This window comes from Ectothiorhodospira sp. BSL-9 (assembly GCF_001632845.1).
GTDB lineage: Bacteria > Pseudomonadota > Gammaproteobacteria > Ectothiorhodospirales > Ectothiorhodospiraceae > Ectothiorhodospira.
Genome location: NZ_CP011994.1, coordinates 2,089,845 through 2,103,187, shown reverse-complemented (window position 1 = coordinate 2,103,187; position 13,343 = coordinate 2,089,845). Strand labels below are relative to the sequence as shown.

Here is a 13,343-nt window from a genome sequence, read left to right as displayed (position 1 = left end):
CCGGGGAAGATGAACCCTCAGCTTAACGCAAGTGGGCCCTGTTTAAGCAGGGATTGGACCACAGCTTGCGAACCCGGGCCGAGCCGTGCGATCGTGCGCGGTTACCCAAACACGAACCCTGACGCCCTGCCATGCTGATGCCACTGCTGCTCATGTTCGCCATCCTCGCCCTGGGCGCGGGCCTGCTCATCTGGCATGCGCGGATCGCCTTTGTGGTGAAGCTCCAGGACGGCAAGGCCCAGGCGCAGCGTGGCACGCCACCGCCGGATTTCTTGCGGGGCTGTGGGGATGTAGCCCGCATGTACGGCATCAAACAGGGCCGGATCCGCGGCATCCGCTCCGGACAGGGTATCCGGCTGAGCTTCTCCCGAGACATCCCCGAACACACCCACCAGCCGTTTAGAAACGTCTGGACCCCTCCCCCAGGTGGCAACGGTGGCGGCGGCCGCCGCGCCGCCGGTTAGAAGCAAAAAAAGGGGACAGACACCTTTTTTTCAAAAAGGTGTCTGTCCCCTTTTCGCCTTTTCGCAAACCCTTCGCGGCCAGGGGCCGCTCCCACGAGGGCTTAGCGACTCGCGGTTCCCGCCTCAATCACAAGGCCAGTATTTGATGTCCACCCACAACGCCGCCCACGACACTTTCACCTTGAGCCAGCAAGGTCCCGGTCAGGGCATGGCCGTGGGTGCCCTGCTCATCGGCGCCGGGTTGTGGGGTTGTTTCTGGATCCCGCTGCGCTGGCTGGAGCAGGCCGGCCTGCATGGTCTTTGGTCGGTGGCCTTCATCTATCTGGGTGCCTGCCTGGTGGGCCTGGTGGTGGCGCGCCATCATGTCGGATGGGTGCGGCGTCACCCCGGACGTTTTGCCGGCATTGCGCTCACCTCGGCGCTGTCGGGCACCGCCTTCTCCCTGGGCGTGATCGAGGGCGACGTGGTCAGGGTATTGCTGTTCTTTTATCTCTCTCCGCTTTGGGCCGTGGTCCTGGCGCGGCTGCTGCTGCGTGAACCGCTCACCTCGCAGGCCATGGTCGCCCTGGCCCTGGCCCTGACCGGCGCCCTGGTGATGCTCTGGCCCACCAACACCACCCTGGCCATGACCCGGGCAGACCTGCTGGGCCTGCTGGCGGGCATGGCCTTTGCGGCCACCAATATCCAGGTGCGCCATGCCTATTGGATGCCGCTGCGGGTGAAGACCCTGGCGGCCTGGTCTGGAGCCCCCCTGCTGGCCATGGGGGCTGCGGGTACACTGGGCATCGGTCTTGCGCCGGACCCATGGACCATCGCCGCGGCCCTGCTGGTGGGCATGACGATCATGACCACCATGACCATGACGGTGCAGGTGGGCGTGACCTGGCTCCCGGTGCGGCAGTCCTCGGTCATCCTCATCTTCGAGCTGGTGGCCGGTGCCGTGTCGGCCGCCTGGCTGGCCGGCGAGCTGCTGGGGCCCAGGGACTGGATCGGTGGCGTGCTCATCGTCATGGGCGGGCTCGTCGCCGGGTGGCGACGTTCCCGCTAGAGCAGACCATGGGACGGTCCAGCCGACCGGCGGCGGCGTGTGGCAATTGACGAAACCCCGGCCATGCCCAATCCTGAAGGCTTGACGGCCACTCGATGATGCCATGGAACACGCCACTGCCCCCCTGCCCCGCGCCGACACTCCCTGGATCCCGGAGGGTGTGATCCGGCCTGCCCGGATGTCCGATATCCCTGCCCTGGTGGCCCTGGAACAGCGCTGCTTCCCCACCGACCGCCTTTCCCGACGGCAATTCCGCTACATGCTGACCAAGGCCAATGCACACACCCTGGTGCACGATACCGGCAAGGGCCCCGTGGGTTATGTGCTCGTGCTGTTCAGTCGCGGCACATCAAGCGCAAGGCTGTATTCCATCGCCCTGGATGCTGCCGCCCGTGGACAGGGTCTGAGCCGGAACCTGGTGCGGGCGGCCGAAGCCGCTGCCCGGGCCAGGGACTGCGCGTACCTGCGCCTGGAGATCCGCAAGGACAACACGGCCTCGCAGTGTTTGTTCGAGTCCCTGGGCTATCGGCGTTTCGGTGAGTATGACGACTACTACGAAGATCACATGGATGCCTGGCGTTACGAGAAATCCCTGGCAGCCGACCTGCGGCCGGAGATGGTCCGCGTGCCGTTTTACGAGCAGACCCTGGACTTCACCTGTGGACCTTCCTGCCTGATGATGGCCATGAAGGCCCAGGATCCGATGCTGACCCTGGACCGCAAGCTGGAACTTCGTCTATGGCGGGAGGCCACCACCATCTACATGACCTCGGGCCATGGGGGTTGCGGGCCTTTCGGGCTGGCCCTGGCGGCGGCCCATCGGGGCTTTTCCGTGGAACTCACCCTGGGTGACGAACAGATACCCTTACTGGATTCCGTGCGCAGCCAGGACAAGAAAGAGGTGATGCGCCTGGTGCAGGAAGACATGCTGGACGAGATCCACGGCCTGGGCATCCCGGTACACTACGGGCACCTGACCCCGGTGGACCTGCGGGCACGTTTTGATGCCGGCGGCATCCCCGTGGTACTGATCAGTTCCTACCAGATCTACGGTGAGAAGTTTCCCCATTGGGTGGTGGTCACCGGCTTTGATGAGCACTTCATCTACGTGCACGACCCCTTCGTGGACTACGACAACGGTGAAACCCGGCTGGACTCGTTGAACATGCCCATCCTGCAACGGGATTTCGAGCGCATGGCCCGCTATGGCAAGGCGGGACTCAAGGCGGTCCTGGTGATCGGCCCCCGCGCCGCTTCGTAACCACACAAAGCCCCAACCCTGCGCCACAAGCCACAAGGAAGCCCCCATGTCGGATCATGTCCTGCTCATCGAGCAACCCGGAGACTGGAAGCCCCATTTCCCGGACTACCCCGTGGTGCTGGCCGCGGACTACCTCACCCACCCGGACTATGCCGCTGGCAAAAGCCGCTTGCGGGTGATCAACCTGTGCCGCAGCCTTCGCTACCTGAGTGTGGGTTACTACTGTTCGCTGCTGGCCGAGGCCCGGCAACACAAGGTGGTACCCTCGGTACGAACCCTGCAGGACCTCTCCCGCAAGTCCATCTACAGCCTGGACACCGAGGACATCGATCGCAAGGTGGCCCGGGTACTGGGGCGCAAACGCTCGGGGCTGGAGCCCACGGCGTTCGAGATCACCGTCTTCTTCGGGCAGTGCGCCCCCAAGGAACTGCAGGAGATCGCCCAGCAGTTGTTCACCGTCTTCCCCACCCCATTGTTCAAGGTGGAATTCCGGCTGGTGGGCCAGTGGCGTATTGAAGCCCTCAAGCCCATGGCCCTGAACAGCCTGGATGCCGAGCAGGAGGACTCTTTTTTCAGCGCCCTGGAAACCTATCTCAAGCGCCCCTGGCGCAAACCCCGGGGCACCCGCAGCTACAAGTATGACCTGGCCATCCTGCAAAACCCGGAAGAGGACCTGCCGCCTTCCAACCGGGCGGCCCTGAACCACTTTGCACGCCTGGGGCGCACCGTGGGGCTGGAGGTGGACCTGATCGACCGAAAGGATTTCGGCCGCCTGGCGGAATACGACGCCCTGTTCATCCGCGAAACCACTCGCATCGACCACCACACCTACCGCTTTGCCCGCAAGGCAGACAGCGAGGGCATGGTGGTGATCGACGACCCCGACTCCATCCTCAAGTGCACCAACAAGGTCTACCTGGCAGAACGACTGGCTGCCAACAAGGTCCCCACACCCCGCACCCTGGTCCTGCGCAGGGAAAACCTCCTCACCGCTGAGGAGCATATCGGCTATCCCGTGGTCCTGAAGATCCCGGACGGATCATTCTCCCGAGGCGTGTTCAAGGCCGAGAACCGTGCCGAACTGGAGGAGATCGGACGCCGCTTGCTGAAGGAATCGGACCTGATCCTGGCCCAGGAATTCGTCTACACGGAGTTTGACTGGCGCATCGGCGTGCTCAACAAGCAACCCCTTTACGCATGCCAGTACCTGATGTCCCGAAAACACTGGCAGATCGTGAACCACCAGGCCAAGGGCCGACTACGGCAAGGGGGCGCGCGCACCCTGGCCGTGGAGGATGTCCCTCCCATGGTGATCAAAACAGCCCTCAAGGCCGCCAATCTCATCGGCGATGGGCTTTACGGGGTGGATCTGAAACAGACGGACCGTGGCATGATGGTGATCGAGGTCAACGACAACCCGAGCCTGGACGCGGGCGTGGAGGACGCCATCCTCAAGGATGACCTGTATCGCCGCATTCTGGAGGATTTCGTGCGACGGCTGGATTTAACGCGGAAGCGTTAGGGACTTTTCCGGTTCCCTGGAGACCTTTCATCCGGTTCAGGACCCATCCCTGGCAGCCCTCGCCTCGTCCTTGACCGACGCGGGCCAGGCGAAGGAGATGCGGTTGCCGCTGCCTCGCTGCTCGCCACCGCGCTCGGTCCCTTTTTCGGTGAGCTGCCAGGCGCCGTCCTTCTGCTCCAGCAGGCCCTGTTCGGCCAGCAGATCCAGGAAAGGGCCGGTCTTCATGCCCAGGGCGGAGGCGATACGGGAGGAAGGGAGTTTCTTTTCGGACGCCTGGCTTTCATCCGGGTTGGAGGCCGGCGGCGATTCGGCCTCGGATGCCGCCGGGGATGGCTTCTGTGCCTTTTCTGCCGAAGGTTTTGCAGCCTTGCTGCGGCGTTGGCCTGTGGTGCCCCTGGTGGCCTCCCTGGTCTTGCCTCGGGCAGCGGGCTTGCCCTTGCCTTGAGAACGGGCACCCTCACTGGTTGCTGATTTTGAGGACTTCCTGGTGCCGCTGGTGCTCGCCCGGCCTCGCTGGGAGCGGGGCTTGACCTCTTCCTCCTTGGGTGCCGCTGGCGCGGCGGCCGGTGTTTCCGTGGCCTCGGTCTGTGCTGTCTGCTCCGGCGCACCCCTGGGGGATGGTGCCTGAGCATTGATACCGAACTCGGCCTGATAATTCGGCGCACGGGCCACGTGCAGACCTGCCAATGCCTCGGCACAGCCCTGCAGGGCCTGGAGGCTCACGGTGGAGGCCAGGGCCCGTAACATGGCCAGGTAGTTGCCGCCCTGCCCTGGCTTGCCCCGCAGGCCTTGTTCCAGCACGTCCTCCAGCCAGGTGACCTGGCCACCCGGGTTGTGCTCGCCGGCCAGATGCACGTGGGCATCCGGCCCCACCACAATGCGGCCATGGACCTGTGGAATGAGCCTTACGCCCAAACGATGGGGCCAGGACATGAACAGCACCGCGTTGCCCAGGGCGCGCACCTGCTCGGCCAGATCGCTCAGCGGGTCGATGACCTCCAGCGGGTCGCCCCCCACTTCCTCGTCCACATGGAAAAAGCGCTCTTCGGCCTCCACCCTGACCCCGGTATTGAAGAACCGGGAGTCCAGCACGAACGCCTCCATGCGGCGATTGAACACCACATGATCGAAGTGAACGGACGTGCCCCGCACCTCCAGGTGCAGGTCGTGGATCACCACGGCCTGATTGGAGTCGGCCAGTTGCCGATCCAGTTCGGCGGCTGCGGCCAACCGCCCCTCCAGGGCCAGGATTCTCGCCCGGATCTGCCGGGCCTGTTCATCGTCAGCCCGCCCAAGCAGACGGTGTAGTTCCTCGATGTGGGGGGCGAGGTCGTCAACAGGCTTGATCAGCATGGCGCACTTACCTGTGGTTTCCCAGGGTATTTATGTGGGTAACCAATATCCCACGAAAAATAGGTCATATCTACCAGTGCAAGGAGCCTGTCGCTACATGGCCCAGAGCAGGAAGGTACTGATGGCACCAAACAACAGGACCGAGACAATGGCCCAGAGGCTCAGGCCATCCACTTCAGCGGCCCGCTCACGCCGAAAGGTCTCGCTGAGGCGATAACGCAGGGTGAACAGGGCTGTATAACCAATGATTGCTGCGGCCGGCACGTAGATGATCGCCAGCAACACGCCCCATACCACGAAGGGTGGGCGGGTCTGGGCGAAGATGTAGCCCAGGATGATCCAAAGGGCCACCAGACCCAGCGGGATGGCTGCAATCAGGGGGTTGAGGGGCGAAGGCTCCTTCAGGCGCGCCCAAAGACCCACCCTTGGTTGCTTGGGCGGCCTGCCACGGCGCACTCCACCGGAGCCGTCAGGATGCGGTGTACCCTCACCACGCCCCTGGGCCAGATGCTGGTCGTACAGCACGGCCGCCTCGTTCAGGTACTGGGCCTTGGCCTCGTTGGGGTCCTGATGGCACTGCTCCAGGCAGCGCTGCCAAAGGCTTTCACTTCGATTCTCGTCAAACTCGCGCGAGGCCAACAGCCAGGCCTCACGATGCTGGATCTGGGTCATGGGGTTTCCTTGCAAATGATTTCAGTGCCCGCCCCCGGCACCATGCGGTTCCCCGCTGCCGTGGGTCGGGCGGCGCCACATCAAACGATCAAACGATCAAACGGAGAACATGGCCTCCAGATCGTGCCGGGAGTAGGCCTTGAAGGCCAGCAGGGTGTTGGTCTTCTCCAGCCCGTCGATGGTCAGCAGGCGACGGGTCACCACCTCGGCCAGATCGTCGTTCCTGGGCACGCGCGCGATGGCGATCAGGTCATACTGACCACTGACGGAAAAGACCTCGGTGATCTGTTCCATGTCGGCCAGCTCCTCAGCGATCTGGTTGACCTTCTGGCGCTGGACGTTGATCAAGATGATGGCGGTGACCATGGGGGCTCCTCGGTTGGGAAACGGTCGGGATGGACAGCAAAATACCTGAACAGGCAGGTACAACGCCAATCCTCCGCGCAACGCCACGGCAGGCGTCGCGCGGAGTGGTCAGCCAGGCTCATTGCAACCGCGTGGTCACGCGATAGCTGCCCTGCCCGGCGTGACGGTAAACCCGAAGATAATACGTCCCCGGCTCCAGATCGTGCCGCTCCAGACGACGGCGGGAGTCCCGCCCGTGACCATCCTCCACCAGGGTGCGGGCGCCGCCAGCGTCTCTGAGTTGCGCTGCCAGCTGCAACTCGTCATCGCCACGCACATACACGAACAACTGGCCGGATGCACCCACTGTGAGGCGGAACCAGTCCTCGGTATCGCGCCCTGACGCATCACGGTAACCCAGCAGGCTGATGAGTTCCTGGTCCAGTTCGATGGGGCGTGCCTGCTCCATGCTGTCGTGGCGCTCCAGTTCACCCGCCTCGCCCACGCGATCCAGTCGGGGCGTGACTGTGTATCCCCCCTGCCCCTCATGACGCATCACGCGCACGTAGTAGGTCCCAGGCGCCAGGTCGGGCCGCTCCAGCTGCCTTTGCGACCTGCGGCCCAGGTGGTCCTGATGCAGCAATCCAGTGCTCGCCTCGTCCCGCAACTGGGCAGCCACCCGCAGGGTCTCTTCGGCTTCGATGTCCACCGACAGCCGCCCATGGGCGGACAGCGTCACCTGGTACCAGTCTTCCATGTCCCGGCCCTCGTGGTTGCGATAGCCGAGCAAGCCGGTGGAAACCTGATCCACGGGGATGGGTTGCGCCTGCTCGGCAGAATCATTGGGTTCCCGGTCGTTGGGTATGGACACCATGCGCAGGTGGGGCGTGAGCACGTAATGCCCCTCCCCGCTTTGGCGCTGCACCCGGACCTCGTAAAGGCCCGGGGCAAGATCGGGTTGCTCCACCCGTCGGCTATCTCTGCGTCCGGCACGGTCCTGGCTCAGAAGACCCGCCCCCTCCGCATGCCGCAATTGCAGCCCCATTTGCAGATCCCCATCCGCCTGTACCTCCACGGTCAGATGCCCATGCTGCTCCACCCGGAGTTCATGTACCTGCTCCCGCTGCTGGCTATTCAGTGATCCGCGCTCGCTAACCATGGCCTGCTCCCTTGGCGGCGTCAACGCCACCACCGCCGTGTCGTCCCACGGCTGACTGCGAGCCACCTGAGCCCCTTCGGCCCTGCGGGCGGCCTCCAGGGGATCCTGCACGGCCAGGTATCTCTCCAGCCTCGCCACCCGGGCCTCCACCTCTTCGTCAGGCCATAGAGACAACCCGGCCCGATAGGCATCCAGGGCCTGCGGATACTCCTGTCGGGCCTGGTGGTCACGGGCCCCGGTGGTGAGCCCTCCCGCGATACGTCCCGCCAGGTGCCGATCCAGGCGCGTGTGAATCACACCGTCATCTGTGGCGATGGAACCCACAGCCCCGTCCAGCAACGGAGCGATGGGCTGATAGCTGCGGGCCGCCTGTTCAAAGTCACCTTGCTCCAGAAGCCATTTGATCTCTTCCACCTCGGTCTCGACGCTTTTGTAGTTCTCCGCGGGAATACGCTCCCGCCAGCTGTCGAAAATGGCCTGAGCCTCGCTGTGGTGTCTGTTCGTGACAGTATTGAAACAACTCAGACTCTCCTGGATGCCCCCCGGGATCGGGGTGTTCCAGGCATTGAGGGGGCCCTTGCACACGCAGGGGCCCGAACCCATGGAAAATCGGCAACCCGAACCCACACAAAAGTATCCCCCCAGCATGCCTCCGCATTGATTGCACAGACAATCGAGAAAGCCGTCCGAATCCTCGGGCCTCACGCCCATCTCCTCGGCATGGGCAAAGGCCTCGTCAATCAGCTCACGATGACGCACCAGCCGCCGCACCTCGGCCAGGAACTCCCTGGATGCCTGCTCACGGGCCTCTGCCTCCTTGGTGCCGGTGATGGCCTCGAAGACAGCGTCGGGCAGGTAGAGGATGCCCGTGGCCGTATCCCTGGCCATGAGGTAGGGTATCTGGAGCAGGGTCACGGTCACGTAGCGGGTGAGACCTGGATCATGGCCGCGCTCCACCTCCCGCATGAATCGGGCAATTTCTGCCTGTTCCGCTTCTTCGTAGGCATATCCCACACCAGAACCGTACCAGGCGGCGTTCTGGTACACACGCATGACGAAGTCGAAGGCAGTGTCGTCAGACTCCGTTTGATCCAGGGCGTGATACACACCCTCCCGGCCCATGAAATATCCCTTCAGTCCCGTCGACAGGATCTTCACCGCCTTGCCCGCCCATGCCGCGCTGGATGTCGCAGGTGTAGGGGCGACCTTGGGGGGTGGCCGGATATTCCGGGCTTCCCGGGCCACGCTCTGGGCGAAACCCCCACCCACCTGGCGCTCCAGGCGGCTGATGGCCTCACCCGCCTTGGAAGGGGTCATGCGGACAACCTCCTGGGCGATGGCCCGGGTGAACTGTTCAGTCTGAGCGGGATTGATGCCAGCCAGAGTGCCGAAGGTATCCACCAGTTGATCGGAGGCCCGCTGAAATCCGTGTTGATTCATGGCACGCACGGCGACCGCATCCCCCACGGTGGCAACACCCCGACCCCTGTCGAGACGCCCCAGCGCCCGATCCAGGCCGGTATTCTCAAGGGTTGCCGTAGGCAGGTTGTGCTGTTCCAGCAGGTGATTGCTCAGCTTGAACTGACGGTGGATGTACTTGGCTGATTGGGATTCAGCCAACTGCGCCCGGGCCCGGTAGAGTTCCGCCCGTTGCGGATCGAGGCGCTGCAGCGCGTTTGCTTCTCGCACCCAGGCATCCGCACTGCGTTTTTTGGCCTGGCTCAGGCGGCGCATCTCCGCAGAGAAATCCATGGCGTCATCCACGTTCACCGGAACAATACCCGAGCGGGAATCGTGACTCAGGGCGATCTGGGCACGCACTGCGCCCGGGGTGGCGTAGGCGGTGCCACCCCGCTGGTTGATGTGCCGGACGATCTGGTCGAACTGATCCGTGTGATCCGGGTGGGGCATGAAATCCGTGTCGGTGTCGAACCGACCCACCGGTGTTTCCAGACCCTGGCGCTGGAAGTGCTCACGTGCAATACGCTGATAATTCATCTCGATCTGCTGGATGTCGTCCAGCTTGATGCGACGACTGCCTCCGGACAGCACATTGACGTCGGTATCGGCGCCGGGATTGACCCCTTGACCCGTGACCTGAGCACGAAATCCCGCTTCTTGCACAGCCTGACGGGAGAACTGCTCGTTCAGGGTATTGAATCGGTGCTGCACGAACTCGTATTGCCTGGTGTTCAGTTCACCCCGCAAGGCCGCCAGGTTTACCTCCCGGTTGGCAAAGAACATCAGCATTTCCTGTTCCGGGGTGGCCGTGCCGTCGATGAGCCGCTGCACCGCCTCCGACAACCCCGGCGAGACGCTCACGGCCTGCGCAGCGCCAGGCAGGGTCACCAGCAGGAGGACAAGAACGATACGAATCACAAATCCATGCTGCATGACATCACTCCAACGGATGGCCCGCCCGACTCAGGGCAGGTAATCCAGGTGCAGTGGGTACACACGGTCCCGGTCGTCATCCGTGTCGTTGAGCTGGAACCACACATCCACCTGCTCGTTGATGGCACGGTACTGCTCCAGCTTGGCCAGCAGGCTCCACTCCAGCTCCGCACGCTGCTGCGTGGTCATGCTGGCGAACATCTCATCGGTCAGCGACAGGATGTCGCTGCGATACGGCAGGCTCTGGATGAACGCCGGCAACAGGCCCGTGTCCGCCAGTTGGGCGCCCTGGCCAATCTCGTCGGGCTGCTTCATGGTCTGACCGGCTACGCCCTGCAGGGCCTCGAAGAACTGCGCCTGGGTGACCTCCGCCCGCATCAGGGCCTGCACCACCCGGTCCAGGGACTGGGACAGGGTGCTCAGCTGTTCACGGGTGACCAGCACCCGCACATCCAGCGACCGGTCCGCCGGGTTCATCAGGTCACGGTCCAGCGACCAGGCGACGATGTCCTTGGGCGGGGTGGCCTCGCGGCCGATGTATTCCACCAGGGCGGCCTGCCACAGGGCCGACACCGATGCCAGCTCGGCATCGCCCGCGCCCGGGGCGGGTGTGGCGGCCTGACCGCCCACGGCCCGCTGCAGCAGGCTGTTGATGTCATCGGTCACCTGCTCCACCAGGGCCAGATACTGCGCCTGCTCGAAGGCATCCACCGCCTCGATGGCCGAACGACCGGCATCGCCCCGCACCCGGGACAGGTGACTGAACTGGGCATGGGCAATGGGATGGTCCGCCTCGGCACGGGGGTCCTGCAGGTGAATCGCCAGCAGGTGCACCTGGGCATCGTCCAGTTCACGGCGCAGGTCCACTTCGTCCTTGCCGGTCACGTTCTGGGGGTGACCCTTGGGATGGGAACTGGCATCCCCCACCAGGATCATGAAACGCAGGGCATCCTCCCGCCAGGCGGACCGCAGCGCCGTGTCCACGCCGGCAAATACCTCCTCGGCATAGTCCAGACTGCCCACCTCGGTGGCCCGGGCCGAATGTTCCAAAAGGTCCACCAGGGTCTGGCCATCCACCAGCTCCGGGGTGTGGTTGCGGGTCACGTATTCCAGCCCCGGGATGGTGTCGGTGCAGTCACGGAAGGTGACCAGACCAAAACGAAACCGCGCCGAGGACTCGTCGGTGAACTCCTGTGTCATCCGCGCCACCGCATCCCGGGTCATGTCGATGAAGGGCTGCATGCTGCGCGTGGTGTCGATCACGAACACCAGGTCCACCTGCAGATCCCCAAGACCGGCCCCGGCCTCGCCACGGCCTACCCGGGACTGGCTGGCATACTCGGGATTGTCCAGGGTGTCGGCACCCCGTGCCCGGGGCACCGCGGCTGCCAGTTGCAGCAGACGGGCGTCGTCACCGCGGATGCGGGTCTGCTCCCAGTCCAGGATCGGCAGCATGTAGAACTGTCGGGTGATGTCCACGAACCGCTCCGGTTCCATGCTCACCACCGACTCGGGCACCTCACCCTGACGGATGTCCGCATACAGCGAACGGGCACGACCCGCCATGTCCATGTCGTCCACCAGGGACTCCAGCGAGGACAGGTCCTGGAACATCAGTACCGGACTGCGGCCCTCGATGGGATCACCCGGGTGGGTGTAGGACACCAGCAACGCCTGACGCCATTCGAATACGTCCCGGGCCTGCATCCAGCCCAGCGGGGCGTCCCGGCCCTGCCCTACCTGATACCAGCCCAGGGGGTCACCGGCCCGATCCAGCTCCACACCCTCCCGGGCAAACACGTACAGCGGCCGAAAAGCCGCCACGTTGGCCTGGATGATGGCCGACTCATCCGCCTCCCGCTGGGCGTACACATGGGAGAAGGGGCGCGGCAGTACCCGCAGCGCCAGTTCCGTGGACACCTCCACGCACGGGCCTTCGCCCGCGCAGCGGATGCCATCATCACGGGCCTCGGATGCCGCAGGGGCATGGCCCGCGTCGCCTTCCAGGTCCCAGAGGGCCCCGCTGGCGGGGGGCGTGGGTTCGGCAGATGCGCTGGGTTGCGGCGCGGAAAGCTCCGCTTCCAACCGCATCAGGGCCGTCTGCAGCAGGCCCGGATCACACGGGATCGCATCATCGGGCATGAACAGCCAGGCGTTGTCGTTGAAGATGCCGAAATCGCCGTGGGTCTGCATCCAGGCATCGTCGGCATGGGCCCTCATCATGACAGGCTGTCCATCGGCAAGACACTGCTTGAGCAGGGCGACGCTTCGATGCCACCAGCGCTCACCGTAAGCACCCCGGCCTTCAAACACCCAGGCCGGATGGCCCAGCATGTCCGCCTCGAATACCCGGGGCGGCTCTGAGAAACCCGTCCCCAGCGCCCCGCGCAAATCAAACTCCTCGTTGAAGCTCAGTACATCCCACCCAATGCTGAAATTGGGCATGCCGTCATCGTCACGCAGATTGGCGGTGGCACGGCTGCGGAAGGTGTTCATGCCTTCGGGTACACGATAGGCCACCACGGCAGGTTCATTGAAATACCAGTCGATACCCGGCGCGACTGCTTCGGGGCAAGGCTGGATATTGTCCGGCAGGTTCAGGCGCATGTGGCGCCAGAGTGCCTGCGGGTCATTGTCACGCCACCATGATTCGGTCGCGGCCAGTTCCACCACGATGGGAGACGGCGCAGGCCCCTGGAAGATGCATGACTCCAGTACATAGACCTGCATGGGGCCCGTCACGAAGGACCCGGAACCACTATCACCGCTGAAGAGTCGGGCTGTCGCTCCCAGAAATTCACCGGCCTGGGGCTCGGGCACCTGGGCCAACACATCCTTGAGCGCGGAGGCCTCCCGTCCCTGTTCCCCCGTCCTGATCCGAAGCATGGCCTGCCGGTTTGCGGCCTGAAGCCGGAACTGCTCATCCCGATCCGTCATCACGCGCCAGCCCGACGGCAATTCGTAGCTCACCAGTCCACCCAGCGCAGTGCTGGAGCCAGCCCACGCCGGTGAGGCCGGCATGAGGCACAGCAGGACCATGAGCATGACCAGCCACCTGCCCAGTTCAAAAACCCTGCAATGATTGCTGATCTGCACGTTCTTCTCCCGGCCGGGTACCGGCCCTA

At 64.2% G+C, this 13,343-nt stretch carries 9 protein-coding genes; 4 read left to right on the top strand and 5 right to left on the bottom strand.

The features are described from left to right. Positions 1-131 precede the first annotated feature (131 nt). The 4 genes from ECTOBSL9_RS09890 (at position 132) to ECTOBSL9_RS09875 (ending at position 4,295) form a co-directional block, all read left to right on the top strand. Complete coding sequence (locus ECTOBSL9_RS09890; protein ID WP_063464897.1) at positions 132-464, top strand: DUF3634 family protein; 333 nt, start codon at positions 132-134, stop codon at positions 462-464. 145 nt (positions 465-609) lie between these two features. Then, complete coding sequence (locus tag ECTOBSL9_RS09885; RefSeq protein ID WP_082829854.1) at positions 610-1,512, top strand: DMT family transporter; 903 nt, start codon at positions 610-612, stop codon at positions 1,510-1,512. Positions 1,513-1,615: 103 nt separating this feature from the next. After that, entirely contained in the window at positions 1,616-2,773 is a 1,158-nt protein-coding gene (locus ECTOBSL9_RS09880) for a GNAT family N-acetyltransferase/peptidase C39 family protein (protein ID WP_205631957.1), read from the top strand. A gap of 46 nt (positions 2,774-2,819) precedes the next feature. Further along, positions 2,820-4,295 (top strand): RimK family protein, encoded by a 1,476-nt coding sequence (locus tag ECTOBSL9_RS09875; RefSeq protein WP_063464896.1) that lies wholly within the window; start codon positions 2,820-2,822, stop codon positions 4,293-4,295. Between the two features lie 36 nt (positions 4,296-4,331). Here the strand turns inward: ECTOBSL9_RS09875 and ECTOBSL9_RS09870 are convergent, their stop codons facing one another. The 5 genes from ECTOBSL9_RS09870 to ECTOBSL9_RS09850 form a co-directional block, all read right to left on the bottom strand. Continuing rightward, positions 4,332-5,648, bottom strand: a complete 1,317-nt coding sequence (locus ECTOBSL9_RS09870) for a hypothetical protein (protein WP_063464895.1) — start codon at positions 5,646-5,648, stop codon at positions 4,332-4,334. Between the two features lie 93 nt (positions 5,649-5,741). Further along, positions 5,742-6,320, bottom strand: coding sequence for a hypothetical protein (locus ECTOBSL9_RS09865; RefSeq protein ID WP_063464894.1), 579 nt, complete (start codon positions 6,318-6,320; stop codon positions 5,742-5,744). A gap of 96 nt (positions 6,321-6,416) precedes the next feature. Further along, entirely contained in the window at positions 6,417-6,686 is a 270-nt protein-coding gene (locus ECTOBSL9_RS09860; protein WP_063464893.1) for an Lrp/AsnC family transcriptional regulator, read from the bottom strand. A gap of 118 nt (positions 6,687-6,804) precedes the next feature. Next, the gene (locus ECTOBSL9_RS09855) at positions 6,805-10,218 is read right to left on the bottom strand and encodes a hypothetical protein (protein ID WP_063464892.1); all 3,414 of its coding nucleotides are present in this window, start codon (positions 10,216-10,218) and stop codon (positions 6,805-6,807) included. 30 nt (positions 10,219-10,248) lie between these two features. Beyond that, positions 10,249-13,314, bottom strand: a complete 3,066-nt coding sequence (locus ECTOBSL9_RS09850) for a vWA domain-containing protein (protein WP_240480954.1) — start codon at positions 13,312-13,314, stop codon at positions 10,249-10,251. Positions 13,315-13,343 lie beyond the last annotated feature (29 nt).

What these genes read in the sequence shown, in the direction of transcription:
- ECTOBSL9_RS09890 (WP_063464897.1), top strand. Translation starts at nt 132, where the DNA reads ATGCTGATGCCACTGCTGCTCATGTTCGCCATCCTCGCCCTGGGCGCG.
- ECTOBSL9_RS09880 (WP_205631957.1), top strand. Translation starts at nt 1,616, where the DNA reads ATGGAACACGCCACTGCCCCCCTGCCCCGCGCCGACACTCCCTGGATC.
- ECTOBSL9_RS09855 (WP_063464892.1), bottom strand. Translation starts at nt 10,218, where the DNA reads ATGCAGCATGGATTTGTGATTCGTATCGTTCTTGTCCTCCTGCTGGTG.
- ECTOBSL9_RS09885 (WP_082829854.1), top strand. Translation starts at nt 610, where the DNA reads ATGTCCACCCACAACGCCGCCCACGACACTTTCACCTTGAGCCAGCAA.
- ECTOBSL9_RS09870 (WP_063464895.1), bottom strand. Translation starts at nt 5,648, where the DNA reads ATGCTGATCAAGCCTGTTGACGACCTCGCCCCCCACATCGAGGAACTA.
- ECTOBSL9_RS09875 (WP_063464896.1), top strand. Translation starts at nt 2,820, where the DNA reads ATGTCGGATCATGTCCTGCTCATCGAGCAACCCGGAGACTGGAAGCCC.
- ECTOBSL9_RS09860 (WP_063464893.1), bottom strand. Translation starts at nt 6,686, where the DNA reads ATGGTCACCGCCATCATCTTGATCAACGTCCAGCGCCAGAAGGTCAAC.
- ECTOBSL9_RS09865 (WP_063464894.1), bottom strand. Translation starts at nt 6,320, where the DNA reads ATGACCCAGATCCAGCATCGTGAGGCCTGGCTGTTGGCCTCGCGCGAG.